General features: G+C 71.4%; 23 protein-coding genes and 1 riboswitch. Of the genes, 16 read left to right on the top strand and 7 right to left on the bottom strand.

Annotation, left to right across the window (positions count from 1 at the left end; genetic code table 11):
- Positions 1–302: 302 nt before the first annotated feature.
- From AB0J02_RS30345 to AB0J02_RS30335, 3 genes are all read left to right on the top strand, one after another.
- Positions 303–1,808 carry an amino acid permease gene (locus AB0J02_RS30345; RefSeq protein WP_363197002.1) on the top strand — a complete coding sequence of 502 codons (1,506 nt, stop codon included), beginning with the start codon at positions 303–305 and terminating at the stop codon, positions 1,806–1,808.
- Between the two features lie 10 nt (positions 1,809–1,818).
- On the top strand, positions 1,819–2,271 hold the full coding sequence (locus AB0J02_RS30340) for an Lrp/AsnC family transcriptional regulator (protein WP_363197001.1): 453 nt from the start codon (positions 1,819–1,821) through the stop codon (positions 2,269–2,271).
- Positions 2,272–2,494: 223 nt separating this feature from the next.
- Positions 2,495–4,198, top strand: coding sequence for an NAD(P)/FAD-dependent oxidoreductase (locus tag AB0J02_RS30335; protein ID WP_363197000.1), 1,704 nt, complete (start codon positions 2,495–2,497; stop codon positions 4,196–4,198).
- Here AB0J02_RS30335 and AB0J02_RS30330 read toward each other — a convergent pair.
- Together AB0J02_RS30330 and AB0J02_RS30325 are read right to left on the bottom strand one after the other, a co-directional pair.
- On the bottom strand, positions 4,195–5,124 hold the full coding sequence (locus AB0J02_RS30330; RefSeq protein WP_363196999.1) for an LLM class F420-dependent oxidoreductase: 930 nt from the start codon (positions 5,122–5,124) through the stop codon (positions 4,195–4,197). The two genes, AB0J02_RS30335 and AB0J02_RS30330, sit on opposite strands and share 4 nt — an antisense overlap.
- An 87-nt stretch (positions 5,125–5,211) precedes the next feature.
- Positions 5,212–5,928, bottom strand: a complete 717-nt coding sequence (locus AB0J02_RS30325) for a DUF5995 family protein (protein ID WP_363196998.1) — start codon at positions 5,926–5,928, stop codon at positions 5,212–5,214.
- A gap of 190 nt (positions 5,929–6,118) precedes the next feature.
- Between AB0J02_RS30325 and AB0J02_RS30320 the strand changes: the two genes are divergently transcribed.
- Positions 6,119–7,252, top strand: a complete 1,134-nt coding sequence (locus AB0J02_RS30320; RefSeq protein WP_363197089.1) for a glycoside hydrolase family 6 protein — start codon at positions 6,119–6,121, stop codon at positions 7,250–7,252.
- Here AB0J02_RS30320 and AB0J02_RS30315 read toward each other — a convergent pair.
- The gene (locus AB0J02_RS30315; protein ID WP_363196997.1) at positions 7,234–8,658 is read right to left on the bottom strand and encodes a solute carrier family 23 protein; all 1,425 of its coding nucleotides are present in this window, start codon (positions 8,656–8,658) and stop codon (positions 7,234–7,236) included. The genes AB0J02_RS30320 and AB0J02_RS30315 overlap by 19 nt on opposite strands.
- A gap of 210 nt (positions 8,659–8,868) precedes the next feature.
- Here AB0J02_RS30315 and AB0J02_RS30310 point away from each other — a divergent pair, with 210 nt between their 5' ends.
- Together AB0J02_RS30310 and AB0J02_RS30305 are read left to right on the top strand one after the other, a co-directional pair.
- The gene (locus AB0J02_RS30310) at positions 8,869–10,122 is read left to right on the top strand and encodes an alginate lyase family protein (protein WP_363197088.1); all 1,254 of its coding nucleotides are present in this window, start codon (positions 8,869–8,871) and stop codon (positions 10,120–10,122) included.
- A gap of 71 nt (positions 10,123–10,193) precedes the next feature.
- Positions 10,194–10,493: a hypothetical protein gene (locus tag AB0J02_RS30305; RefSeq protein ID WP_363196996.1), complete on the top strand. Its 300-nt coding sequence runs from the start codon at positions 10,194–10,196 to the stop codon at positions 10,491–10,493.
- Positions 10,494–10,510: 17 nt separating this feature from the next.
- On the opposite strand, the gene AB0J02_RS30300 is transcribed toward AB0J02_RS30305, so the two are convergent.
- Entirely contained in the window at positions 10,511–11,713 is a 1,203-nt protein-coding gene (locus AB0J02_RS30300) for an MFS transporter (protein WP_363196995.1), read from the bottom strand.
- Positions 11,714–11,831: 118 nt separating this feature from the next.
- On the opposite strand from AB0J02_RS30300, the gene AB0J02_RS30295 reads away from it, so the two are divergent.
- Positions 11,832–13,016 (top strand): ROK family transcriptional regulator, encoded by a 1,185-nt coding sequence (locus tag AB0J02_RS30295; RefSeq protein WP_363196994.1) that lies wholly within the window; start codon positions 11,832–11,834, stop codon positions 13,014–13,016.
- A 36-nt stretch (positions 13,017–13,052) separates the two neighbouring features.
- Here the strand turns inward: AB0J02_RS30295 and AB0J02_RS30290 are convergent, their stop codons facing one another.
- Positions 13,053–13,796 (bottom strand): NAD(P)H-binding protein, encoded by a 744-nt coding sequence (locus tag AB0J02_RS30290; RefSeq protein ID WP_363196993.1) that lies wholly within the window; start codon positions 13,794–13,796, stop codon positions 13,053–13,055.
- A 152-nt stretch (positions 13,797–13,948) separates the two neighbouring features.
- Positions 13,949–14,851 carry an RNA polymerase sigma-70 factor gene (locus tag AB0J02_RS30285; RefSeq protein WP_363196992.1) on the bottom strand — a complete coding sequence of 301 codons (903 nt, stop codon included), beginning with the start codon at positions 14,849–14,851 and terminating at the stop codon, positions 13,949–13,951.
- 164 nt (positions 14,852–15,015) lie between these two features.
- Positions 15,016–15,146: riboswitch (FMN riboswitch) on the top strand.
- 165 nt (positions 15,147–15,311) lie between these two features.
- Between AB0J02_RS30285 and AB0J02_RS30280 the strand changes: the two genes are divergently transcribed.
- From AB0J02_RS30280 to AB0J02_RS30240, 9 genes are all read left to right on the top strand, one after another.
- The gene (locus AB0J02_RS30280) at positions 15,312–15,914 is read left to right on the top strand and encodes a riboflavin synthase (RefSeq protein WP_363196991.1); all 603 of its coding nucleotides are present in this window, start codon (positions 15,312–15,314) and stop codon (positions 15,912–15,914) included.
- Positions 15,911–16,561: a nicotinamide mononucleotide transporter family protein gene (locus AB0J02_RS30275; RefSeq protein ID WP_363196990.1), complete on the top strand. Its 651-nt coding sequence runs from the start codon at positions 15,911–15,913 to the stop codon at positions 16,559–16,561. The genes AB0J02_RS30280 and AB0J02_RS30275 overlap by 4 nt, the downstream gene beginning before the upstream one ends.
- Positions 16,558–17,847 (top strand): bifunctional 3,4-dihydroxy-2-butanone-4-phosphate synthase/GTP cyclohydrolase II, encoded by a 1,290-nt coding sequence (locus tag AB0J02_RS30270; RefSeq protein ID WP_363196989.1) that lies wholly within the window; start codon positions 16,558–16,560, stop codon positions 17,845–17,847. Before AB0J02_RS30275 ends, AB0J02_RS30270 begins: the two co-directional genes overlap by 4 nt.
- 33 nt (positions 17,848–17,880) lie before the next feature.
- The gene (gene ribH, locus AB0J02_RS30265) at positions 17,881–18,366 is read left to right on the top strand and encodes a 6,7-dimethyl-8-ribityllumazine synthase (protein WP_363196988.1); all 486 of its coding nucleotides are present in this window, start codon (positions 17,881–17,883) and stop codon (positions 18,364–18,366) included.
- Between the two features lie 34 nt (positions 18,367–18,400).
- Entirely contained in the window at positions 18,401–18,673 is a 273-nt protein-coding gene (locus tag AB0J02_RS30260) for a phosphoribosyl-ATP diphosphatase (protein WP_324775649.1), read from the top strand.
- A 53-nt stretch (positions 18,674–18,726) separates the two neighbouring features.
- Entirely contained in the window at positions 18,727–19,584 is an 858-nt protein-coding gene (gene hisG, locus AB0J02_RS30255) for an ATP phosphoribosyltransferase (protein WP_363196987.1), read from the top strand.
- Positions 19,585–19,596: 12 nt separating this feature from the next.
- Positions 19,597–20,037 carry a PH domain-containing protein gene (locus tag AB0J02_RS30250; RefSeq protein ID WP_363196986.1) on the top strand — a complete coding sequence of 147 codons (441 nt, stop codon included), beginning with the start codon at positions 19,597–19,599 and terminating at the stop codon, positions 20,035–20,037.
- A 225-nt stretch (positions 20,038–20,262) separates the two neighbouring features.
- A complete protein-coding gene (locus AB0J02_RS30245) occupies positions 20,263–21,600 on the top strand; it encodes a hemolysin family protein (RefSeq protein ID WP_363196985.1) in 1,338 nt (445 codons plus the stop codon).
- Complete coding sequence (locus AB0J02_RS30240; protein WP_363196984.1) at positions 21,597–22,673, top strand: hemolysin family protein; 1,077 nt, start codon at positions 21,597–21,599, stop codon at positions 22,671–22,673. The genes AB0J02_RS30245 and AB0J02_RS30240 overlap by 4 nt, the downstream gene beginning before the upstream one ends.
- Before the next feature lie 29 nt (positions 22,674–22,702).
- Here the strand turns inward: AB0J02_RS30240 and AB0J02_RS30235 are convergent, their stop codons facing one another.
- Positions 22,703–24,574, bottom strand: coding sequence for an AAA family ATPase (locus AB0J02_RS30235; RefSeq protein WP_363196983.1), 1,872 nt, complete (start codon positions 24,572–24,574; stop codon positions 22,703–22,705).
- Positions 24,575–24,892: the final 318 nt, after the last annotated feature.

Genomic DNA, 24,892 nt, shown 5'->3' with positions numbered 1-24,892 from the left:
ACCGTGTACCCATGAACCCCGAGTTCAGTCCGCCCCGCGCGGTGTGACCCCCGACACATTGAGCGCAACAGACGAAACGGACGCCGCAACGAACGCCCGCACAGCGGGGATCCGCGCAACGATCACCCATCGGTGCGCAAGGTTGCTGCATTACAGCCGGGAAGCCAAGTCCTCTAGAGTCGTCCGCTGTACGTGGCACGGCGGGGGACGGCCTGCTCGGCGGTCCCCGATCGGGGTGTGACCGCCGTGTGCTTTCTCACCGCGGCCGCCTCCCCATCAGGCAGCGATCAAGGAGCCAGTCCGTGCTCGATCACGGCGCACCCCCGCGCACCCCGCACACCGAGTCGGCGGCCGCCGGCCTCGGCGCCCGTCTGATGCGCCGAAAGCCGGTGGAACGCCTGGTCGCCGAGGGTGGCCAGGGAGAGGGCGGCACGCTGCGGCGCTCCCTCGGGCTCTGGCAGCTGACCATGATCAGCATTGGCGCCACGCTGGGCACCGGCATCTTCGTGGTCCTCGGCGAAGCCGTCCCGAAGGCCGGCCCCGCCGTCACGCTGTCGTTCGTGATCGCGGGTCTGACGGCCCTCTTCTCGGCCCTCTCGTACGCGGAACTGGCCGGCACCATCCCGGTCGCCGGGTCCTCCTACTCGTACGCATACGCAACGATGGGCGAGCTGATCGCCTGGGTGTGCGGCTGGTGTCTGGTCCTGGAGTACGGCGTGTCCGTCGCGGCCGTCGCCGTCGGCTGGGGCGAGTACCTCAACGAACTGCTCGACGGCACCATCGGCGTCACCATTCCCGACGCGCTCTCCGCGCCGCCCGGCGACGGCGGCATCTTCAACCTGCCCGCACTGATCGTGGTGCTGCTCGCCATGGTCTTCCTGCTGGGCGGCGCCAAGGAGTCCGCCCGCGCCAACACGATCATGGTCGTCGTGAAGATCGTGTCGCTGCTGCTGTTCTGCGCCATCGGGCTCAAGGGCTTCCAGTCCGGCAACTACGAGCACTTCATGCCGCTCGGCATGGCCGGCGTCAGCGCCGCGGGGGCCACGCTGTTCTTCTCCTACATCGGCTTCGACGCCGCCTCCACCGCCGGCGAGGAGGCCAAGAACCCGCAGCGTGACCTGCCGCGCGCGATCATGCTGTCGCTCGTCATCGTCACCGCGCTGTACGTCATCGTCGCCGCGGTCGCCGTCGGCGCCCGGCCCTGGAAGCAGTTCAACGACTCGGAGGCGGCGCTCGCCGGGATCATGAAGGACGTGACCGGGCAGTCGTTCTGGGCCACGCTGCTCGCCGCCGGCGCGGTCATCGCCATCGCGTCCGTCGTGCTGACCGTGCTCTACGGACAGACCCGCGTCCTGTTCGCCATGAGCCGGGACGGGCTCGTGCCCAAGGTCTTCTCCAAGGTCCACCCGAAGACCGGGGCGCCGCGCGCCAACACCGTCATCGTGTCCCTGTTCTGCGGCGTGCTCGCCGCCGCCGTCCCGCTGGGCCAGCTCGCCGACGCCACGAGCATCGGCACCCTCTTCGCCTTCGCCCTGGTCAACATCGCCGTGATCGTGCTGCGCAGGACCCGGCCCGACATGAAGCGCACCTTCCGGGTGCCGCTGTCACCGGTCCTCCCGGTCATCGGCTTCGCGCTCTGCCTGTGGATGATGGGCAGTCTGTCCGTGATCACCTGGATCGTCTTCGGTGTCTGGATGGCCGTCGGCCTCGTGTTCTACTTCTGCTACGGGATGCGTCGCTCCCGTCTCGCCTCCCCCGGGGCCGTGGAAGCCGGAGCAGCACAGAAGTCCGGAGAAGCACAGAAGTGAACCGCCTGCCTTGCTGAACGATCTCGACGAACGCATCGTGCACGCCCTCGCCGAGGACGCCCGCCGCTCCTACGCCGACATCGGACAGATCGTCGGCCTCTCCGCCCCCGCCGTGAAGCGGCGCGTGGACCGGCTGCGGGCCACCGGGGCGATCACCGGTTTCACCGTGCGGGTCGACCCGGCCGCGCTCGGCTGGGAGACCGAGGGGTTCATCGAGATCTACTGCCGCCGCAACACCTCACCGGACGCGATCCGGCGGGGCCTGGAGCGGTACCCCGAGGTCGCGGCCGCCTCCACCGTCACGGGTGAGGCGGACGCCCTCGTCCAGGTCTTCGCCTCCGACATGCGGCACTTCGAGCGGGTCCTGGAGCGGATCGCGGGAGAGCCGTTCGTCGAGCGGACGAAGTCCGTGCTCGTGCTCTCCCCGCTGATGCGCCGCTTCACCTCGGGCTCGCCCGTCTGACCCGGCGCAACGGATCGCCGTTTCGGCCGCGACCGGCGCAACGGATCGCACGATCAGACGCAACAGACGTGTCTTGTCGCACCTGCCAGCGGAAACGTACCGTCGTATGGGTCGTGGGCAGCCCCTGGCGCCCCTCCCGCCCTGTCTCTGTCGTACGTCGCTGAGCACAGCCATGCCGTCGTCGCCGCGCGCCCGAATCCGTATCCGCAAGGAGCCGTACCCCATGACGTCCACGGTGCCCAACGCCGTCCAGCACACCGAAGCGCAGCCGCCGATCACCATGTTCGGTCCTGACTTCCCGTACGCGTACGACGACTTCCTCGCCCACCCGGCGGGCCTCGGGCAGATACCGGCGACCGAGCACGGCACCGAGGTCGCCGTCATCGGTGGCGGCCTGTCGGGCATCGTCGCCGCGTACGAGCTGATGAAGATGGGCCTCAAGCCCGTCGTGTACGAGGCGGACAGGATCGGCGGCCGGCTGCGCACGGTCGGCTTCGACGGGACGCCGCCGGACGCGGCCGGGCTGAGCGCCGAGATGGGCGCGATGCGCTTCCCGCCGTCGTCGACGGCACTGCAGCACTACATCGACCTGGTGGGCCTGCGCACCCGGCCGTTCCCCAACCCCCTCTCTCCGGCGACCCCTTCGACCGTCGTCGACCTCAAGGGCGAGAGCCACTACGCCGAGACGATCGACGACCTGCCGCAGGTCTACCGCGACGTCGCCGCCGCGTGGAACGCCTGCCTGGAGGAGGGCGCCGACTTCACGGACATGAACCAGGCGATGCGCGAGCGGGACGTGCCGCGCATCCGGGAGATCTGGTCGCAGCTCGTCGAGAAGCTCGACAACCAGACCTTCTACGGGTTCCTCTGCCAGTCCGAGGCGTTCAAGTCCTTCCGGCACCGGGAGATCTTCGGCCAGGTCGGCTTCGGCACGGGCGGCTGGGACACCGACTTCCCGAACTCGATCCTGGAGATCCTGCGCGTCGTCTACACCGAGGCCGACGATCACCACCGCGGCATCGTCGGCGGCTCGCAGCAGTTGCCGCTGCGGCTGTGGGAGCGCGAGCCCGGGAAGATCGTGCACTGGGCACCCGGCACCTCCCTCGCCTCGCTGCACGCGGACCGCTCGCCCCGGCCCGCGGTGACCCGGCTCGCCCGTACCGCCGGGAACCACATCACGGTCACCGACGCCGACGGCGACATCCGGACGTACCGGACCGCGATCTTCACCGCGCAGTCCTGGATGCTGCTCTCCAAGGTCGCGTGCGACGACGCGCTCTTCCCGATCGACCACTGGACGGCGATCGAGCGGACCCACTACATGGAGTCCAGCAAGCTGTTCGTCCCGGTCGACCGGCCGTTCTGGCTGGACAAGGACGAGACCACCGGCCGCGACACCATGTCGATGACGCTCACCGACCGGATGACGCGCGGCACGTACCTGCTGGACGACGGGCCGGACAGGCCCGCCGTCATCTGCCTCTCCTACACGTGGTGCGACGACAGCCTGAAATGGCTGCCGCTCTCCGCCAACGAGCGGCTCGAAGTCATGCTGAAGTCCCTCGGCGAGATCTATCCCAAGGTCGACATCCGCAAGCACGTCATCGGCAACCCGGTGACCGTGTCCTGGGAGAACGAGCCCTACTTCATGGGCGCGTTCAAGGCGAACCTGCCGGGGCACTACCGCTACCAGCGGCGCCTGTTCACGCACTTCATGCAGGACCGGCTGCCCGCGGACCGGCGCGGCATCTTCCTCGCCGGCGACGACATCTCGTGGACGGCCGGCTGGGCCGAGGGCGCCGTGCAGACCGCGCTCAACGCCGTATGGGGCGTGATGCATCACCTGGGCGGCAGCACGGACGCCACCAACCCCGGCCCCGGCGACCTGTACGACGAGATCGCGCCGGTGGAGCTCCCGGAGGACTAGATTCCGGCGGCCCGCGCCTTCTCGTAGACCTCCGACGCGACGTCCTTGAGTTCCTGGGCGTCGCGGAGCGGGCCCTGGAGGTCGATCAGGATCTCCTCCAGGCCCACTTCGTCGTGCGCGACCAGGTCCTCGACGATCTGGTCCGTGCTGCCCTGGAACGGCCGGCGGTCGTCGGCCGTGTACGCATCGCGCGTATAGAGCGTGTTCGCCCGCAGCACGCTCTGCAGCGGGGCCGTGCGCCCCCGCTCCTGTGCGAGGGACCGCAGCTCCGACCACTGCTTCTTGAGGGGCTCCGCGCCCAGGGCCACGGGCATCCAGCCGTCCGCGCGGTCGACCAGGCGGCGCAGGGCCTTCCCGCTGTTCGCCGGGAGCAGGATCGGGACCGGGCGGGCCGGCTTGGGCCCGACCACGGACGGGGCGATGCTCGTCCATTCACCCTTGTACGCCACCGGGTCCGGGCCCCACACCGCGCGGCACACGTCGATCAGCTCGTCCAGGACCTGCCCGCGCCGCTCGAAGGGGGCCACGGCCGCCGCCGCGTACTCGTCGTGCGACCAGCCGGTGCCGAACCCGGCGACGACCCGGCCGCCGCTCGCCGCGTCCAACGTGGCGAGGGAGCGGGCCAGTTGAAAGGGCACGTGCAGGGGTGCCACCAGGACGCTGGTGCCGATCCGGGCGCGGGAGGTGGCCGCCGCGGCGAGCGTGAGCGAGACGAGCGGGTCGGCGACCGAGCGGTACCGCTCCGGCCAGGGGAGGCCCGGGACCCCGTAGAGCCCCTGCCGGGCGGGTTCGGGGAACAGGATGCGCTCGATGACCCACAGGCTCTCGTACCCCGTCGCCTCCGCGGTGCGTGCCACGTCGGGGATGTCACGGCCGATGTCGTACTGCTTCATCTGCGGGAGGCCGAGGCCGAGTCGGGTCGCCATACCGTGCTCCTTCGTCGCATGCGCATCGGGTGTCGCATGGATCAACGGACGGAGATCACCCGGTAGTTCCGCGTATGGGCGGCGGCGTCAGTCGGGGAGCGGGGTGAGCAACATGCGCCCCACCAGGCCCACCGAGGTGTCGAGGCGCTGGGCGAACTCGGCTTCCAGGCACGGAAGTCCACGCAGTGCCCACAGTGCGCGGGCCGCTCCCCACGCGGCGTCGCGCGCCCGCTCCAGGCTCCATGAGCCGAGCAGATGGGTGAGCGGATCGGCGACCTGGAGGAGATCGGGGCCCGGCATCAGCTCTTCGCGGATGTGCTCCTCCAGCGTGACGAGGATGTCGCCCACACGCTCGAACTCGTCCTCCAGTACGTCGGGTTCGCAGTCGAGCGTACGACAGGCGTCCACCACGGCCAGCGCCAGATCGTGGCCGATGTGCGCATTGATGCCCGCGAGCGCGAACTGCAGCGGACGTACGCCGGGGTGGCGGCGGAACTGGAACAGCGGGCGCCAGCACGCGGGCCCGCGGACCCCGAGCGCCGCCGCGTCGACGGCCGTGAGATACCGCTCGGCGAAGCGGACATCCAGCGTGATCGCGGCGGTCCGGTCCAGGAAGCCGCCCGCGGCGCCGCCGTCGATGGCCCGGTCGACCGCCTCCGTGACGGAGAGGTAGACACGGTTGAACACCGCCACACCGTCCCGGGGCGGCAGGTCGAGGGCGAGCGCGCGCATCCGCGCGAGCACCGTGTCGACCCCCGGTGCGGCGGGGGTCTGAGTCACTGCGATCCGTTCCGACTGCGCCATGGACGAAGGGTCCCAGTCGTAGGGTGACGCGGGTGTCGGCTGGCCGGGGGCTTCCCCAGAACGAGCGAACGGGCGGCCCGGGGAAGTGTGACCGGAGAGGGAGAGCGCGGTGTCAGGTTCACGTGCGCGGCGGCTCACCGAGCGGGCGGCGGTGCGGCGACGTGCGGTATTCCGCCGGGGGCGCGGCGCGATGGTCGCCGCCGCCTCGGTCGTCGTGGCCGTCGGGACGGTCGCGGGCCTGGTGTCCGCACTCGACAGCGGCCCCGACGGCGACGACGAGGCGCGGCCGCTGGTGAGCGAGGAGCCGAGCATGCGGCCGTGGCCCGCCGTACCGAGTGCGACCCCGAGCACGGGTCCGAGCACGAACTCGCCCTCGCCGACGAAGAGTTCGGCGGAACCCGTACCCAGGAAGGCGCCGGCCCGGCCGAAGCCGTCCAGCGCGGCCCCGGTGGCGTCCGCCTCGACCCGGCTGTACCGCCATGGCGACTCGCAGGTCCTGGAGTGGGTGCGGGACCACCGCTCCGACCCGCGCCGCCCGCTCATCGAGTCCCGGATAGCGGACCGCCCCGCGGCCGTCTGGTTCGCCGACTTCCAGCCGGACACCATCACGTCCCGGGTGCGGGTGGTGACCTCCGCGGCGAGGAGCGCCGGGCAGGTCCCGGTGGTCGTGCCCTACGCGATACCCCAGCGCGACTGCGGCGGCGCCTCCGACGGCGGGGCCCCGGACCGGGGCGCGTACGACGACTGGATCGACCGGTTCGCGGCGGGGCTCGGCTCCCGCGAGGTCATCGTGATCCTGGAGCCGGACGCCGTGTCGGAGACGGAGTGCCTGAGCGAGGGACAACGGGCGGACCGGTACGCGGCATTGGCGCGCGCGGGCCGGGTCATGAAGGCGGCGAACCCGCGGGCGCGCGTCTACTACGACGCCGGGCACTCCGACTGGAACCCGGTCGGTACGCAGGCCGCGCGGCTGCGGCAGGCGGGTGCGGCGACGGCCGCCTCGTCCGACGGCATCTTCACCAACGTCTCGAACTTCAACTGGACGTCGTCCGAGGCCGCGTACGCGCGCGGCGTCCTTGCGGCCATGGGCGGGCCGAGCGGCCTCGGCGCCGTCATCGACACCAGCCGCAACGGCAACGGGGCGCCGGCGAACGGCGCCTGGTGCGATCCGGACGGCCGCAAACTGGGGCAGGCGCCGACCCTGCGGACCGGTCGGTCCCGGATCGACGCCTACCTGTGGGTGAAACTGCCGGGCGAGTCCGACGGCTGCAAGGGCGACGCCGGCGCGTTCACGCCCGACTACGCCTACGAACTGGCCGACTGACCCCGCTCGTCCTTCTGGCCGGACCCGTCGCCCTCGTGCTTGTCATACGTCGACGTGCCCGAATCCAGCAGGGGCTCCTGCGACTTGAGGTGCGCGGGGGCCATCGCGCGCAGCGCGTGATAGCCGGTGATGACGACGATCGTGCCGAGGGCGATGCCGCTGAGGGAGAAGGTGTCGGTGAACTTCAGGGAGACGTTGCCGACGCCGATGATGATGCCCGCGGCGGCCGGTACCAGGTTCAGCGGGTTGCGCAGATCGACCTTGGCGTTGATCCAGATCTGCGCGCCGAGCAGGCCGATCATGCCGTAGAGGATGACGGTGATGCCGCCGAGCACGCCGCCCGGGATCGCCGCGACGATCGCGCCGAACTTGGGGCACAGGCCGAAGAGGAGGGCGAAACCGGCCGCCGCCCAGTAGGCCGCCGTCGAGTAGACGCGGGTCGCGGCCATCACGCCGATGTTCTCGGAGTACGTGGTGTTGGGCGGGCCGCCGACAGCGGTGGAGAGCATCGAGGCGGCGCCGTCCGCGGAGATCGCGGTGCCGAGCTTGCCGTCGAGGTTGTCGCCGGTCATCTCGCCGACGGCCTTGACGTGCCCGGCGTTCTCCGCGATCAGGGCGATGACCACGGGCAGCGCGACGAGGATCGCCGACCACTGGAAGGACGGCGCGTGGAAGGAGGGCAGGCCGACCCAGTCGGCCTTGCCGACGGCGGAGAGGTCCAGGCGCCAGTGGTCGACGGCCGCGGTGCCGCCGTTCACCGAGTGGATCCGGCCGAAGACCCGGTCGAAGACCCAGGAGATGCCGTAGCCGAAGAGCAGGCCGAGGAAGATCGCGATGCGTGACCAGAATCCGCGCAGGCACACCACGGCCAATCCGGTGAACAGCATCACGAGGAGCGCCGTCCACTGGTCGGCGGGCCAGTACGTGGAGGCCGTGACCGGCGCCAGGTTGAAACCGATCAGCATGACGACCGCGCCGGTGACGATCGGCGGCATCGCGGCGTGGATGATCCGCGCCCCGAATCTCTGGACCGCGACCCCCACGAGGAACAGCACGACACCGACGACGAAGACGGCGCCGGTCACCGTCGCGCTGGAGCCGCCCTGGGCCCGGATCACGGCCGCGACCCCGACGAAGGAGAGCGAACAGCCGAGGTAGCTGGGCACCCGGCCGCGCGTCGAGAGCAGGAAGATCACCGTCGCGACGCCGGACATCATGATCGCGAGGTTCGGGTCGAGCCCCATCAGGACCGGCGCGACGAACGAGGCGCCGAACATGGCGACCACGTGCTGGGCGCCGAGTCCGATCGTGCGCGGCCACGACAGCCGCTCGTCGGGGCGGACGACGGCTCCGGGAGCCGGGGTGCGCCCGTCGCCGTGCAGTTTCCAGCGCACGCCGAGGTCCATGTGAGTTCTGCTTTCTGTGGCTCGAAACGATCGCTTCATGTTAGAGGCACGTAAGTGCGAGGACTGGCCGCCCTCCGTGGCGGGGTCCTTTCGGCGGTGCCGCGCTTCTTGTTGAGGGGAAGTCGGAGGTCTACTCTCGGGCGCACTTATCCGTGAACATCGTTCAGATACATGTCTGGATGGAGCCGTGTGATGCGTGCAGGACCTCGGATGCGCCTCGGCGCCCTCGTCGCGGCCGCGGCCGCTCTGACCGCCGTCCTGATACCGGCCGCGGACGCCGCTCCCCGCGACGCGGCCCCCGGAACCGCCGTCCTGGACGGCAAGCGCCTTCAGCGGACCAAGCTCCGCCTCGCCCACGGCGACCGCCAACTCAGGCGCTCCCTGGAGGACTTGACGACGCGCGCCGACGGCTGGCTGGACCAGGGCCCGTGGACCGTCGTCGACAAGCCGAAGCCCGCACCGGGCGGCGACGTCCACGACTACCTGAGCCAGGCCCCGTACTGGTGGCCCTCCACCACCCCCACCGCGGACGATCCGTGGGGCTGCCCGTACGTGCAGCGCGACGGGGAACGCAACCCCGAGGTCGACACCGGCACCGACCGGCAGGACGTCGAGAAGGTCTTCGACTCCACGTACGACCTCGCCCTCGCCTGGTACTACACGGGCGAGAAGCGGTACGCGGAGAAGGCCGGGCAGGTCCTGCGCACCTGGTTCCTCGACGCCGGCACGAAGATGAACCCGAACCTGGATCACGCCCAGTTCATCCCCTGCAAGTACGACGGCCGCGCCATCGGCATCATCGACTTCTCGCAGTCGTACACGAGCGTCGTCGACGCGGTCGCCCTCCTCGCCACCGGCGCCCCCGGCTGGTCGAGGGCCGACCGCGCGGGCATGGGGGAGTGGAACAAGGACTTCCTCGACTGGCTCGTGCACAGCGACTTCGGCAAGCAGGAAGGCGCCGCCGACAACAACCACGGCACCTTCTACGACATGCAGGTCGCCGCCCTCGCCTACGCGACCGGCGACACGGATCTCGCGCGCCGCACCGTCCTCGACGCCCGCGGCAAGCGTGTCGACTCGCAGATCGCGGGCGACGGCACCCAGCCGCAGGAACTCGCGCGCACCCGCAGCTGGCACTACTCGACCTTCGACCTGGTCGCCTACACCCGGCTCGCCGCCATCGGGCGTCACGTAGGCGTCGACCTGTGGAGGTACCAAGGCCCGGACGGCCAGAGCCTGTTCAAGGCCGTGGACGTGCTGCTGCCCGCGGCGACGGGAGCGCGTGCCTGGCCCTACCCGGAGCTGGAGTTCCACCGCTTCGCGGCGGGCGACATCGTCCAGGCGGCCGCCGACGCGGGCGACCCTGCCGCGCGCAAGGCGGTCCCGAAGCTGGAGAGCCCGCCCGGCGGCGACCTGTGGACACTGCGGCCCGCGGCCGAGCAGCTGGATTCGATCGCGGGGTGAGCACTTCCCCTTACGCGCCGCCAGGGCCCGGACAGTAGCCTCCAACCATGGTGGATCAAAGGGCAGTTGTCGTGATCAGTGTGCGACCGTCACTCGTCGCCGCCTGGTTCCACCGGCTGCTGACGCGGCCCGTCGTCGAGTTCGACGGCCGCGCGAGCGCGCGGGGCTGGGGTACGCACGAGGTGCGGGTCCCGCCCGGCGAGCACCACGTACGTGTCTTCTTCCGGTACCGGGGGCAGCGCGGCGCACGGCTCGCCGAGGCGGACACCCGGTTCGTGACGCGGCCCGAGGCGCGCCGGGTGGAGATCTCGGCGCGCCTCGGGCCGCGCAACGGCAGCCGGTTCCCTATGGGGGAGCCGGTGGTGCGCTGAACTGAACCTCGCCGGGGTCAGTTCGAGCGGACCACGGCCGCGTCCGGCTCCGCCGCGCGCGTGCGGTCGGCGCCGCGCAGCACCCCAGCGAAGATCATCAGCCCGCAGGTCAGCGCCGTCACCAGGCCGAACGACACCACCAGGCTCGTCGCGTCCGCGACCGTGCCGATGGCCGACGGCGCGATCAGACCCGAGGTGTACGTGATCGTGGCGACGCCCGCGATGGCCTGGCTCGGGTTGGGGCCGCTGCGTCCGGCCGCCGCGAAGGCGAGCGGCACGACGACCGCGATGCCGAGGCCCAGCAGACCGAACCCGGCCATCGCGACCGGCGGATTCGGGGCCAGGACCACGAGCAGCGCGCCCAGCGTGGCCACGACCCCGCTCAGCCGTACGGTGCGCACCGCGCCGAACCGGTCCACCACGGCGTCACCGGCGATCCGCGCCACGGCCATGGTGAGCGTGAACGCCGTGGTGCAGGCGGCCGCCAGTCCGGCCGAGGTGTCGAGGACGTCCCGCAGATACACCGCCGACCAGTCCAGGCTCGCGCCCTCCGCGAAGACGGCGCAGAACCCGACCGCGCCGATGAGCAGGGCCGACTTCGGCGGCAGCGTGAACCGCGGCGGCGGCTCCTCGTCCTCCGAAGGCCGCAGGTCGAGCACCCACCGGCAGGCGACGAGTCCGGCCACGGTCAGCACCGCCGCGGCCAGCAGGTGGTGCAGCCGGGCGTCGGCGCCCATGTGCGCGGCGAGCGTGCCGCCCGCCGAGCCGATGAGCGCGCCCGCGCTCCACATGCCGTGCAGCCCCGACATGATCGATTTGTCGAGACGGGTCTCGACCTCCACCCCGAGCGCGTTCATAGCCACGTCCGACATGCCGGCCGTGGCGCCGTAGACGGCGAGCACCGCGCAGAGCGTGAGCAGGTTCGGCGCGAGCGAGGGCAGGACCAGGGCCAGCGTCCACAGGGCGAGCAGCCCGCGCAGCGCCGCGCGTGCGCCGAACCGGTGGCTCAGCCGGCCGGCCAGCGGCATCGCCACGGAGGCGCCGATCGCGGGGAAGGCGAGCGCCAGGCCGAGCTGGCCCGCGCTCACTCCCGCGTGCTCCTGGATCCACGGCACGCGGGTCGCGAACGAGCCGGTCACCGCCCCGTGGACGCAGAACACGGTCGCGACGGCGTAGCGCGCCCGTTTCAACTCCCCTGGCGCGTACGTCACTTCACTCATTCCGCGAGCCCCTCCCAGTAGGTCCCTGTGTGCGTCCCCACCAGCATCCCCAGGGCGCCGCCGTAAACTATCAGGAACCCTGCCTGATAGTTACCCCGTTTCGGCGTAGGATCCGGCCATGCCCGCATCACCGAGGACCGCCCGAGCCATCAACGACCGGCTCGCGCTGCGCTTCCTGCAGGACGAAGGCCCCCTGACCGCGGGGCAGTTGAAGGACCTCACCGGCCTGTCCCGGCCCTCCGTCGCCGACCTCGTCGAGCGGCTCACCGCCTCCGGGCTCGTCGAGGTCGTCGGGGAGGCGGGTGCCCAGCGGCGCGGCCCGAACGCCCGGCTCTACGGGATCGTCGCCGACCGCGCGCACCTCGCCTCCCTCGACGTGCGCACCGAAGGTGTCCGCCTCGTCGTCGCCGACCTGCTCGGCACGGCGCTCGCGCGGGCGGAACTGCCCGTCGAGGAGGGCGAGGAGACGGGCGCCGCCGTCGAGCGCGCGGTCGCCTTCCTGGAACTCACGGCGAAGGAGGCCGGCGCCACACGCCTGCACACGGTGGGCGTGGGCGCCCCCGGCCTGATCGACCCGGTGTCGGGGGAGCTGCGGAACTCGACCGGCCTGCCGGAGTGGCACAGGCAGTTGGTCCCGGCACTCCAGGAGCGGCTCACGGCGCAGGTGCTGGTGGAGAACGAGACGAACCTCGCGGCCCTCGCCGAGCAGCGCGACGGCGCCACGCGGGACCTGGACACCTTTGTGCTGCTCTGGCTCGGGCTCGGCGTCGGGGCGGCCGTCGTGCTGGATGGAAAGCTGCGGCGCGGCGCCTCCGGCGGGGCCGGAGAGGTGGGGTTCCTGCCGGTGCCGGGCACGGGCGGGCTGCCCTCCGCCACGGGGTGCGACGACGGCTTCCACTCCCTCGCCGGATCGCGGGCGATCCTCGAACTGGCCGCCGGGCACGGGCTCGTGAGGCCGGGGGAACCGGTGGAGCGGGCGGCCGAAGTGGTGCGCGACGCCGTGGCATCCGGCGCGGACGCCTTCCTGGACGCCCTCGCCGACCGCGTGGTACTGGGCGCCGCCGCCGTGGTGGCGGTGCTCGACCCCGGCTGCGTGGTGCTGGCCGGGGAGGTCGGCCGGGCCGGGGGCGATGTGCTGGCGCGCCGGGTCGCGGAGCGGCTGACCGCGATGTCGCCGCTCGCGACGGAGGTACGGGCCGGCGCCCTCGGCGGCGGTGCCGTGCTGCGCGGCGCCTTGCTGATGGCGCGCGAGGCCGCACAGGAGGACGTGTTCGGGCCGGGGGGCCGGGCGCCCGCCGCATAACGGGCGCACGGTCCACCGGCATCACAGCACCTGCGTTCAGCGCGCGACCCGCTCGCCGAGGTACTCCTCGAACGTGCGCTTGCCCACCGCCTGTTGAGGCGCGAGGTGCCCGCCCGAGCGGAACGCGCGATACGCCTTCCCCGCCAGCGGGACGCCGAGCACCGCACGGCGCTTGCCCTCCGCTCGCAGATACGCGCGGGCCAGCTCCGGGAACGTACGGACCTCGGGGCCGCCCATGTCGGCCACCCGCCCGGCAGGGGCCTCCAGCGCCAACTCGGCCAGCCGGGCGGCCACTTCGGCCACCTCGATCGGCTGGTCGTCGACGCCCGCGGGGAGCAGCATGACCGGAAGCTTCGCGAAGGCCCGCAGCATCGTGCGGACGAGATCGTGGAACTGCGTCGTGCGCAGCACCGTCCAGCCGAGCCCGGACTCCTCGACCAGCCGCTCCACCGCGTGCTTCGCCTTGTAGTAGCCGAGCGGCACCCGGTCCACGCCGACGATCGAGATGTGGACGAGGTGCGGGACCTCCGCCCGGCGCGCGGCCCCGATCAGGTTCCGCGCCGCCTGCTCGTCACCGCCCCGCGGCGTCGACGCGCAGTGCACGATCACGTCCACCCCGTCGACCGCCCGGTCGAGGCCCGGCCCGCCTTTCCGCAGGTCCACGGCGTACGGCTCGGCGTGCCTGCTCAGCACCCGCACGTCGTGCCCGTCGCCGCGCAGCCGCTCGGTGACGAGCCGGCCGAGCGTTCCGGTTCCGCCGGTCACCAGGATCGTGGTCACCGCGCATCAGCTCCTTCCAACGCGGGGCGCTCCCGTGCGGAGCACCCCTCGTCAGCTGAGAACCGACGGGCCGACGCGAATGTGACAACCGCGGAGAGCTGTTTTCGGAGCCGCACAGCTGCAGGACCGCGCGGCTGCAGAACTTCCGGATTTCAGGAGGCCGCCAGCTGTCGGCCCACGAAACCCAGCTTGTCCGGGTTCGTCACAGCCCGCGCGGTCACGATGGCGCCCTCGCGCACCTCGAACGAGACGACCCCGAAGACCGCCCCTCCGGCCGACGCGACGAGCGCCGCCACCCCGTTGACCTCGGCGGTCGTGAACTCCAGACCCGCCGCGAAGCGCTCCCGGCCGCCGGCCAGGAACCGCAGCACCTTCTCGCGCCCCTCGATGGGCCGGCGCGCGGCCGTGACCTTGCCGCCCCCGTCGCTCCACCACGTCACATCGGCGGCCAGGGACTTCTCCAGGGTCGTCAGATCGCCGTCCCTGGCCGCCTCGACGAAGGCCTCCACCAGTTCGCGGTGTATCCGCTCCGACGGCTCGAACCGCGGCTGCGGCGTCGCGATCCGGCCCGCGGCCCGCCGGTACAGCTGACGACAGTTGGCCTCGCCGAGATCGAGCACCCCGGCGATCTCCCGATAGCCGTACGCGAACGCCTCCCGCAGCACGTACACCGCCCGCTCCGTCGGCGTCAGCCGCTCCAGGAGCAGCAGCAGGGCGCACGACACGGAGTCGCGGCGCTCGGCGGACTCCAGCGGGCCGAGCGTGCCGTCCGAGGTGAGGACGGGCTCGGGCAGCCAGGGCCCCGTGTACTGCTCGCGCCGCACACGGGCCGAGGTGAGGCGGTTGAGACAGAGGTTCGTGACGACCTTGGCGAGCCAGGCACCCAGGTGGTCGATCGATCCCGGCTCGGTGGCGCTCAGCCGCAGATAGGCGTCCTGGACCGTGTCCTGCGCCTCCTCGGCGGAGCCGAGCAGCCGGTAGGCGAGCCCGAACATCCGTGGACGGTGGCTCTCGAACTCCTCGGCCGACGGACCGGGACCTGGCGAAGTCGTCACGCCCCCAGCCTGGCAGAGGGCCCGCCAACCGCCGCGCCCACCAGGCCGGTTGCCCCGTATTCCCGGAGGCCGGGGAAAACCATTGATCCGCTCTGTGAGTCAGCCCACAACATTCGTCCGCATGCACATCGACAGGACGTGGCAGACTGGTTGTGTACCAGAAGCAGCGCACTCCGGGGTCGGTGAAAGTCCGAACCGGCGGTTACAGTCCGCGACCCGGTCACTTCCAGTGGCCGGTTGACCAGGTGAAATTCCTGGACCGACGGTTAAAGTCCGGATGGGAGGCAGTGCGCGGCGGGCGGGCACCTCGGGTGCGCGTCGCCGTCTGTTTCGGGTACCGGCCTCGTCAGACGGCCGGTCCCGTCGTTCGGTGTCGTTCCCGGTGCCGCTGTCCGTACGTTCTGTCGTCGTCGTACGACAGTGCCCCGGAGTCCATGCCCTATGAGGGAGGACCCGGGAAGTGTTCACCGGAATCGTCGAAGAGCTGGGCGAGATCACGGCGGTCGAGAATCTCGATGACGCCTCCCGCTTCCGCGTCCGCGGCCCTGTCGTCACCGAAGGCGCCAAGCACGGTGACTCCATCGCGGTCAACGGGGTCTGTCTCACCGTCGTGGAGCACGAGGGCGACACGTTCACGGCGGACGTCATGGCCGAGACCCTCAAGCGCTCCAGCCTCGGCGCGCTGACCTCGGGCTCCCGCGTCAACCTCGAACGGCCGATGATCGCCGACGGCCGTTTCGGCGGTCACATCGTGCAGGGCCACGTCGACGGCACCGGCACGATCATCGAGCGCCTCCCCTCCGAGCACTGGGAGATCGTCAAGATCTCGCTCCCCGTGGAGCTGGCCCGGTACGTCGTCGAGAAGGGTTCGGTCACCGTCGACGGCGTGAGCCTGACCGTCGTCGAGGCCGGCGCGGACTACTTCACCCTCAGCCTCATCCCCACCACCCTCGACCTGACCACGCTGGGCCTGAAGCAGCCCGGCGAGCCGGTCAACCTCGAGGTCGACGTCATCGCGAAGTACGTCGAGCGCATGCTCGGCGCCCAGGGGGGCACCAAGTGAACTGGCTCAACACCGAGGCGTTCACCATCTTCGGCCAGCACATCCTCTGGTCCGACATGATCGGCAACACCATCGGCCTGATCGCCCTCGCGCTCGGCTGGCGCCGCTCCATATGGACCTGGCCCGCCCAACTGGTCTCCGGCGCGATCCTGCTGACCGCCTTCGCGACCGCCCACCTCTCCGGCAGTGCGGGCAAGCAGCTCGTCGTGATCGTCGTCGCCCTCTTCGGCTGGTGGCAGTGGAACCGCGGCAAGGGCACGGCGCAGGACGGCTCGATCGCCGTCCGGTTCGCCACCTGGCGCGAGCGCGGCGCCCTGCTCGGCGCGGCGGCCCTCGGCACGCTCGCCGTCGGCGGCCTGTTCACCGCGTTCCCGACGCTGTCGTGGGACCCCTGGCCGGACGCGTACATCTTCGTCGGCACCGTCGTCGCCATGTACGCCCAGGCGCGCGGCATGGTCGAGTTCTGGTTCGCCTGGCTCCTCGTCGACCTCGTCGGCGTCCCGCTGAACTTCGCCAACGGCTTCGCCTTCTCCGGCTTCGTCTACGTCATCTACGGCGCGCTCGTCCTGTGGGGCATGCGCGACTGGTGGCTGCGGTCCCGCGCCGCCGCGGCCACCGCCCCCGCGCTCGAAGGAGCCCACGCATGAGCACCGCAGCCCACCTGTACGACGTCTCCGCCGATGCCGACCTGAGCCTCGACCCGGTCGAGCAGGCCCTCCGCGACATCGCCGCGGGCCGCCCCGTCGTGGTCGTCGACGACGAGGACCGGGAGAACGAGGGCGACCTCGTCGTCGCCGCCGAGAAGATCACCCCCGAGATCGTCGCCTTCATGATGAGCGAGTGCCGCGGCCTGATCTGCGCCCCCATGGAGGGCGACGAACTGGACCGGCTCGACCTCCCGCAGATGGTCGGCAACAACACCGAGTCGATGAAGACCGCCTTCACCGTCTCCGTCGACGCGTCCGGCGAGCACGGCGTCACCACCGGCATCTCCGCCGCCGACCGCGCCACCACGCTCCGCCTCCTCGCGGGCGGCACGGCACAGGCGGGCGACTTCGTCCGCCCCGGCCACATCTTCCCGCTGCGCGCCAAGACGGGCGGCGTGCTGGTCAGGAACGGCCACACCGAGGCCGCCGTCGACCTCGCCCGCCTCGCGGGCCTGCGGCCGGCCGGCGCCATCGTCGAGATCGCCGGCGAGGACGGCGTCATGCTGCGCCTGCCCGAGCTGATCCCGTTCGCCCGCAAGCACGGCCTGACGATCATCTCCATCGAGGACCTGATCGCCTACCGCCGCTCCGCCGAGCCCACGGTCAAGCGCGAGGCCACGGTTCAACTCCCCACCGCCTACGGCGACTTCACGGCCTACGGCTACCGCTCCACGGTCGACGGCGTCGAGCACGTCGCCCTGGTCCACGGCGACATCGGCGACGGTACGGACGTCCTCGTACGGATCCACTCCGAGTGCCTCACCGGCGACGTCTTCCACTCGCTGCGCTGCGACTGCGGCCCCCAGCTGGAGGAGTCCATGCGCCGGATCGTCGAGGAGGGCCGCGGCGTCGTGGTCTACCTGCGCGGACACGAGGGCCGCGGCATCGGCCTGCTCTCCAAGCTGCGCGCGTACGAGCTCCAGGAGCGGGGCCGCGACACCCTCGACGCCAACCTGGAGCTGGGCCTGCCCGCCGACGCCCGCGACTACGCGGCCGGCGCGCAGATCCTCGCCGACCTCGGCGTGCGCAGCCTGCGCCTGATGACCAACAACCCCGACAAGACCGACGCCCTCACCCGGCACGGCCTCGAGGTCACCGCCCGCGAACCGATGCCGATCACGGCCGGCGAGCACAACCTCCGCTACCTGCGCACCAAGCGGGACCGGATGGGCCACGACCTGCCCTGGCTGGACGCCCCCAAGACGTCCGCCTGCACCAACCAGTAGCGATCAACCAGTAACGACACCGAGGAGAAGCGCGTGAGCGGCAAGGGTGCCCCCGAACTGAGTGTGAAGAACTGCGGCGACCTGCGCGTGGCCGTCATCGCCGCCCAGTGGCACGAGAAGGTCATGGACGGTCTCGTCGACGGCGCCCTGCGCGCCCTGAACGAGCTGGGCATCAGCGAGCCCACCGTGCTGCGCGTCCCCGGCAGCTTCGAGCTGCCGGTCGTCGCCAAGGTCCTCGCGGGCCGCGGCTACGACGCGATCGTCGCGCTCGGCGTCGTCGTCCGCGGCGGCACCCCGCACTTCGAGTACGTCTGCCAGGGCGTCACCCAGGGCCTCACGCAGGTCTCCATCGACACCGGCGTCCCGATCGGCTTCGGCGTGCTGACCTGCGACACCGAGGAGCAGGCCCTGGACCGCGCGGGCATCGAGGGCTCCCGCGAGGACAAGGGGCACGAAGCGGTCACCGCCGCCGTGGCCACCGCCACCACGCTGCGTACCGTCTCCGAGCCCTGGCGTTAACGGCCCGGCAGGGCCGCGTAAAGTAGGGACCACCATGTCCAATAAGACGTTCGAGGAGCTCTTCACCGAGCTCCAGCAGAAGGCCGCCACCGGCGACCCCGCCACTTCCCGCACCGCAGAGCTGGTCGGCAAGGGCGTCCATGCCATCGGCAAAAAGGTCGTCGAGGAGGCCGCCGAAGTCTGGATGGCGGCCGAGCACGAGGGCAAAGAAGCCGCCGCCGAGGAGATCTCGCAGCTGCTGTACCACGTCCAGGTGATGATGGTCGCCCGCGGCATCTCCCTCGACGACGTGTACGCCCATCTCTGAGCCGTCACCCCGCGCTCGCCCAACTCACCCATCACGCAAAGGAATCCGACCTCATGCTGCGCATCGCCGTCCCCAACAAGGGTTCACTGTCCGGACCTGCGTCGGCGATGCTGCATGAGGCCGGATACCGGCAGCGCAAGGAGTCCAAGGAACTCGTCACCGTCGACCCGGACAACGACGTCGAGTTCTTCTACCTGCGCCCCAAGGACATCGCGATCTACGTGTCCTCCGGCAAGCTCGACATCGGTCTCACCGGCCAGGACCTGCTGATCGACTCCGGGGCGGACGCCGAGACGATCCTGCCGCTCGGCTTCGCCCGCTCCACCTTCCGCTTCGCCTCCCGGCCCGGCGCCGTCAAGGACCTCGCCGACCTCGCCGGGAAGACGATCGCCACGTCGTACGAGGGCATCGTCGGCAAGTACCTCGCCGAGCGCGGTGTGGACGCCGCCGTCGTGCACCTCGACGGCGCCGTCGAGACCGCCATCGAACTCGGTGTCGCCGACGCGATCGCGGACGTCGTGGAGACCGGCACCTCGCTGCGCAACGCGGGCCTGGAGGTCTTCGGCGAGCCGATCATGAAATCCGAGGCGTGCGTCATCCGCCGCAAGGGGGACAGCTCCGACAAGACCGCGGACCCCAAGGTGCAGCAGTTCCTGCGCCGGCTCCAGGGCGTCCTCGTCGCCCGCACGTACGTGATGATGGACTACGACTGCCGCGCCGAGCACCTGGAGAAGGCCGTCGCCCTCACCCCGGGCCTCGAATCGCCGACCGTCTCGCCGCTGCACAACGAGGGCTGGGTCGCCGTGCGCGCCATGGTTCCCTCCAAGGACGCGCAGCGCATCATGGACGACCTGTACGCCCTGGGCGCGCGGGCCATCCTGACCACGGCCATCCACGCCTGCCGTCTCTGAGGACCGCCAGCCATGTCCGACCTTGTGGATCTTCCCGTCACCTTCAGGCCCGGCCGCACCCGCGTCATCCTGCACGCGCTCGGCGCCGTCTGTTTCGTCGTGATCACCGTCATCGCGCTGGTCCTGGACACGATGAGTCCGGGTGAGCGGGCCAGCTTCGTCTTCACCGCCGCCCTCTTCTGGGGCGTGCTCGGGCTCCTCGCCCGGCCCAAGGTCGTGGCCGACGACAACGGCGTCACCGTCGTCAACGTCGCCCGCAGCCGCCGCCTGGCCTGGGCGGAGATCGTCCAGGTCAACCTGCGGCCCGGTGACCCGTGGGTCTTCCTCAACCTCACCGACGGCACGAGCCTGGCCGCCATGGGCATCCAGCCCGGCATCGCCAAGCAGAGCGCCATCCGCGACGCCAAGGCGCTGCGCGCCCTGACCGAGGCCCGAACCACACTTCAGGGCTGACTCAGGGCCCCAGGCCCTGACGCCCCCGCCCCGGTCGTGATTAATCTGGTGGCGGGGCACGCGTTGTGAGCCGCCCCGCCCCTGACGCGCCCGGACGGGTGGCCGGGGGACCCTGCTAACCAAGGAGTGACTCCCTCCAGCGATGGACGGATCGTCCGGCAGTACCTGCGCCGCCCCCTCCCGACATAGCGCGCCCCGCGCGCACACGTCCCCGGAGGCGGCGGTATGACCACCCCGTTGCTGCTCCTCGCGGCAGCCTTCCTCCTGATCCTCGCCAACGGATTCTTCGTGGCAGCCGAGTTCGGGCTCGTCACCGTCGAACGCCAGGACGCCCAACAAGCGGCGGCCGCCGGCGACAAGCGCGCCCGAACCGTCGTGGCCGCCCTCAAGGAGCTGTCCTTCCAGCTCTCCGGCACCCAGCTCGGCATCACCATCACCTCACTGGTCGTCGGCATGCTCGCCGAACCGGCCCTGGCCGAGCTGCTGCGCGGCCCCTTCACCGCCCTCGGCGTCCCGGAGGGCGCCGCCGGCGGAGTGTCGGTCGTCGTGGGCATGCTGCTCGCGGCCGCCGTGCAGATGGTGGTCGGCGAACTGGTCCCGAAGAACTGGGCGGTCTCCAAGCCGCTGCAGGTGGCCCGCTTCGTGGCGGGCCCCCAGCACGCCTTCGCCCGCCTCTTCCGCCCGGTCATCGCCCTGCTCAACACGGTCGCCAACCGCCTCGTGCGCGCGCTCGGCGTCGAACCGGCCGATGAACTCGCCTCCGCCCGCACCCCGGGCGAACTCGTCTCACTGGCCCGCCACTCCGCGCAGGCGGGGGCGCTGGAACAGGACACGGCCGACCTGTTCGTACGCACCCTCTCGCTCGGCGAGCTGACCGCGCAGCACGTCATGACGCCGCGGGTGAAGGTCAGCGCGCTGCAGGCCTCCGCGACGGCCGAGGACGTGGTCAACCTGACCCGCGCCACCGGCCTGTCCCGCTTCCCCGTGTACCGGGAGCGGATCGACGAGGTCATCGGCATGGTCCACCTCAAGGACGCCCTGGCGATGTCGGCGCACGAGCGGCTGCGCACGCCCGTCGTCCGGATCGCACAGGCCCCGCTCATGGTCCCGGAGAGCCTCCCCGTCCAGCCGCTGCTCGGGCGCCTGCGCAGCGAGCAGCCCATCGCCGTCGTCGTCGACGAGTACGGCGGCACGGCCGGGGTCGTCACCCTCGAGGACATCGTCGAAGAGCTCGTCGGCGAGGTCCGCGACGAGCACGACCGCCTCGACCTGCCCGAACTGGCGGTGGCCCCGCCCGAGGACGGACGGCCCGCGTGGGACGCCGACGGCAGCTGCCGTGTCGACATCCTGCGCCGCATAGGGCTCGACGTCCCCGAGGGCCCGTACGAGACGGTGGCCGGACTGGTCGCCGACCTCCTCGGCCGCATCCCCGCCCCCGGCGACAGGGCGGAACTGCCCGGCTGGCGTCTTTCCGTGCGCCAGGTCGGCCACTACCGGGCCGAGCGCGTCCGTATCGTCAAGCTCGCGGACGCCCCGCAGGCACTGCTGGAGGCGGCCCGATGAGCGCCCTGCAACTCTTCTTCGCGATCCTGCTGGTGCTGGCGAACGGCTTCTTCGTGGGCGCGGAGTTCGCCCTGGTCTCGGTGCGCCGCAGCCAGATCGAGCCCCTCCCCGGCAAGCGGGCCCGCCAGGTCATGTACGGACTCGAGCACCTGCCGCAGATGATGGCGGCGGCCCAGTTCGGCATCACGGTCTGCTCGTTGACGCTGGGCGCGGTGGCGGAGCCCACGGTGGCGCGCCTCCTGGAACCCGTCTTCGAGGCGATCCACATCCCGCACGGTGTGATCCACCCGCTGGGCTATGTGATCGCTCTGGCCGCGGTGGTCTCCCTCCACCTCGTCATCGGTGAGATGGTGCCGAAGAACCTGGCGATGGCGGCCCCCGAGAAGACCGCCCTCTGGTTCAGCCCGGGACTGGTCGCCTTCGCCCGGCTCTGCAAGCCGGTCACGATCGCCCTCGGCGCGTGCGCCCGGCTGGTCCTGAAGCTGTTCAGGGTCGAGCCGAAGGACGAGGTCGAGGCGGTCTTCACCAGCGAACAGCTCAACCGCCTGGTGGAGGACTCGGGGCAGGCGGGCCTGCTCGCCCCCGAGGAGCAGGAGCGCCTGGAGGACGCGCTGGAGCTGGGCTCGCGCCCGGTGACGGACGTCCTTCTGGCCCGCTCGGACCTGGTCACGGTCGGCCCCTCGGTCACCCCGGCCGAGATCATCGCTCTCACGGCCCGCACCGGCTACTCCCGTTTCCCGCTGTGCGCGGACAGCGGCGCCTTCATGGGATACCTGCACGTCAAGGATGTCCTCGACCTGATCGAGGGCCCCGACACGGACCGGGCCGTCCCGCAGCAGATCTGGCGCCCCATGACGACGCTGCGCTCCGAACTCCCCCTGGACGACGCCCTCACGGTGATGCGCCGCGCGGCCACGCACCTGGCCCAGGTCGCGGACGCGTCCGGCCGGGTCCTCGGCCTGGTCGCCCTGGAGGACGTCCTGGAGCTGCTGGTCGGCGAGGTCCGCGACCCGGCACACCGTGCGGAACCGCAGGTCCCGGAGGCCCGTAAGAAGCAGGAGGCGCTCACGTAGTCCCGCTACGGCGGGCAGGCCGCAGGCCCCTACAGCCCAGTGGGGTCCTGCGGCCCCCTCCCGGACAGCACCTCCCCGTACGCCTGCATGAGGTCGGGAAGCCGCAACGTGGCCAGGTCGTCCCGGGACGGCTCCTTGAAGTACCCGGTGAGCCTCAAGTCCCGGTACGCGCACGACTTCTCGTAGAGCGTCCGCAGGAACCGCCCGTTGCCGAGCTCGTCGATCCACCCCTGCTCCACCACGTGCCCGGCGATGGAGCGCAGTTCCTCAAGGGCCTCCTCGTCCCACGCGTCCCCGTTCTCCGCCGCCAGCACCTCGCCGATCGACGTGAGCTCCAGCGGACGGTACGAGGGGAAGTCGACCCGTGACGTGAAGCGCGACGACAGCCCCGGGTTCGCCGCGAGCAGCCGGTCCATGCCCTCCGGATAGCCGGCCAGGATCACCACCAGATGGTCCCGGTTGTCCTCGGCCCGCTTCAGCAGCACCTGCAGCGCCTCGTCGCCGTACGCGTCGCCCTTGCCGTAACCGGAGTTGGACAGCGCGTACGCCTCGTCGACGAAGAGCACCCCGCCGAGCGCCGAGTCGATCAGCTCGTTCGCCTTCACAGCGGTCTGGCCCAGGTACTCGCCCACCAGATCCGCGCGCTGCGCCTCCACGAGGTGGTCCCCGCCGAGCAGCCCGAGGGCGTAGAAGACGCGCCCGAGGATCCGGGCGACCGTCGTCTTGCCGGTGCCCGAAGGGCCCGAGAAGACGAAGTGGCGTTTGGGCGGCTGGACCGGCAGGCCCTGCCCGGCACGCAGCCGCGCCATGTTCAGCTGCGCGGAAAGTGCCATGACCTGCCGCTTCACCGGTTCCAGGCCCACCATCAGCTCCAGCTCCGAGAGGGCCTCCTCCAGGAGCACCGGATCGGCAGGACCGGCCGGCAGCGGCGCCGAGACCGGCACCACGGCCTTCTCCCGCACCATGTCGGGGTCCTCCGCGCCGGCCCCGCCCGGTGGCAGATCGGGCTGGGTGACCTTCAGGTCCCGGCCGTCGCTCGCGTACAGCGGCTCGACCGACTCCACGCCGTCCAGGCCGTCCTGATACCCCGTCAGTGTGAGCGGGGCCAGGTCCGGGCCGTCCGCGAAGTCCGCGTACCCGTCGCCCTCACCGATCGCCGCGAGCCGCGCCGAGGTGTCCATGAACGCCGGATCGACCCGGTGCACGGCCCGGTACAGCGGCATCGCGGCCGCCGAGCGGCCCGTGCCCTCGTGCGCCCTGGCCAGCCAGTACCGCAGCTCCTTGCGCTGCGGCTGCTCGCTGCGGCAGCGCATCAGGGCCGAGGAGAGCAGCGGCTCCGCCTGCCCGTACATCTCCAGGCGCACCCGCGCCATCCCGCCGAAGAGCCCGGCCTCGATGCCGAGCATCGGATCGTCGATCAGTGAGTCCGTCTGCCGGACCAACTGGTCCCAGTCCTTGACCAGATACGCCCGGCACGCGTGCAGGAAGCGCACCTGCGGATCCGCGTCGACCGGCGGCAGCGTCGCGAGCGCCCGGTCCAGCTCCGGTACATGGCGCCCGTCGAGCCAGTGCGAGGCGTGCGCGAGGAGCAGGTCGCGCGGGTGCTCCAGGACCGGCTGCACCCACCATCCGAGCCAGTACCAGGAGTTGAGCGTGCGCCGGTGCCTCGTGCGCTGCTCCCCGAACCGGTCGCGGTGCCGGAACATCCGCAGCAGCGCGGTCGTCGTGTCGATGCGCAGCGCGTGCAGCCCGAGCCAGCCGTCGGCCATCCCGGGATCCATCCGCACGGCCGCGCGGAACTCCTCCTCCGCCTGCGGATACGCGCCCATCGTGTAGGCGTCGACGCCTCGCAGCCAGGCGAGGTCGGCCGGGCTCGTCGGCGCACCAGTGCCGAAGTCCATCACGTCCCCCACAAACCGTGCCCCCGATGAACCGCTCTGTCATGGACGGGAGTTGGAACGATGCGGACAGCGAGCCGTCCGTAGGCCGCACCGAGAGGCATCGTACCTGTGGGGGCCTGATCAGCCGTAGGGCGCGACGGCGGCGGATCGGTGCGAGGCGGGCCGAAAACCGGGGATTTCGCGCAGGTGAGCGCGGTGCCGGATGGTGACCCAGGGTGAACGGGAAGTGCTTCGGCGCGCCCGGGAAAGGGCATTGCGGGCAGTACGAAGCCCCCGATCACGGGGGAACAACCGGGGGCTTCGCGTTCGCAGGCGGTC

The sequence above is a fragment of the Streptomyces sp. NPDC050264 genome (genome assembly GCF_040655895.1).
GTDB lineage: Bacteria > Actinomycetota > Actinomycetes > Streptomycetales > Streptomycetaceae > Streptomyces.
This window is presented reverse-complemented; position numbering and strand designations above follow the sequence as displayed.

Coding starts and splice junctions, on each gene's coding strand:
- AB0J02_RS30235 (WP_363196983.1), bottom strand. CDS start 24,574: ATGGACTTCGGCACTGGTGCGCCGACGAGCCCGGCCGACCTCGCCTGG.
- hisG (WP_363196987.1), top strand. CDS start 18,727: ATGCTGCGCATCGCCGTCCCCAACAAGGGTTCACTGTCCGGACCTGCG.
- AB0J02_RS30245 (WP_363196985.1), top strand. CDS start 20,263: ATGACCACCCCGTTGCTGCTCCTCGCGGCAGCCTTCCTCCTGATCCTC.
- AB0J02_RS30250 (WP_363196986.1), top strand. CDS start 19,597: ATGTCCGACCTTGTGGATCTTCCCGTCACCTTCAGGCCCGGCCGCACC.
- AB0J02_RS30295 (WP_363196994.1), top strand. CDS start 11,832: ATGCCCGCATCACCGAGGACCGCCCGAGCCATCAACGACCGGCTCGCG.
- AB0J02_RS30300 (WP_363196995.1), bottom strand. CDS start 11,713: ATGAGTGAAGTGACGTACGCGCCAGGGGAGTTGAAACGGGCGCGCTAC.
- AB0J02_RS30335 (WP_363197000.1), top strand. CDS start 2,495: ATGACGTCCACGGTGCCCAACGCCGTCCAGCACACCGAAGCGCAGCCG.
- AB0J02_RS30325 (WP_363196998.1), bottom strand. CDS start 5,928: ATGGCGCAGTCGGAACGGATCGCAGTGACTCAGACCCCCGCCGCACCG.
- AB0J02_RS30315 (WP_363196997.1), bottom strand. CDS start 8,658: ATGGACCTCGGCGTGCGCTGGAAACTGCACGGCGACGGGCGCACCCCG.
- AB0J02_RS30260 (WP_324775649.1), top strand. CDS start 18,401: ATGTCCAATAAGACGTTCGAGGAGCTCTTCACCGAGCTCCAGCAGAAG.
- AB0J02_RS30330 (WP_363196999.1), bottom strand. CDS start 5,124: ATGGCGACCCGACTCGGCCTCGGCCTCCCGCAGATGAAGCAGTACGAC.
- AB0J02_RS30240 (WP_363196984.1), top strand. CDS start 21,597: ATGAGCGCCCTGCAACTCTTCTTCGCGATCCTGCTGGTGCTGGCGAAC.
- AB0J02_RS30320 (WP_363197089.1), top strand. CDS start 6,119: ATGGTCGCCGCCGCCTCGGTCGTCGTGGCCGTCGGGACGGTCGCGGGC.
- AB0J02_RS30310 (WP_363197088.1), top strand. CDS start 8,869: ATGCGCCTCGGCGCCCTCGTCGCGGCCGCGGCCGCTCTGACCGCCGTC.
- AB0J02_RS30270 (WP_363196989.1), top strand. CDS start 16,558: ATGAGCACCGCAGCCCACCTGTACGACGTCTCCGCCGATGCCGACCTG.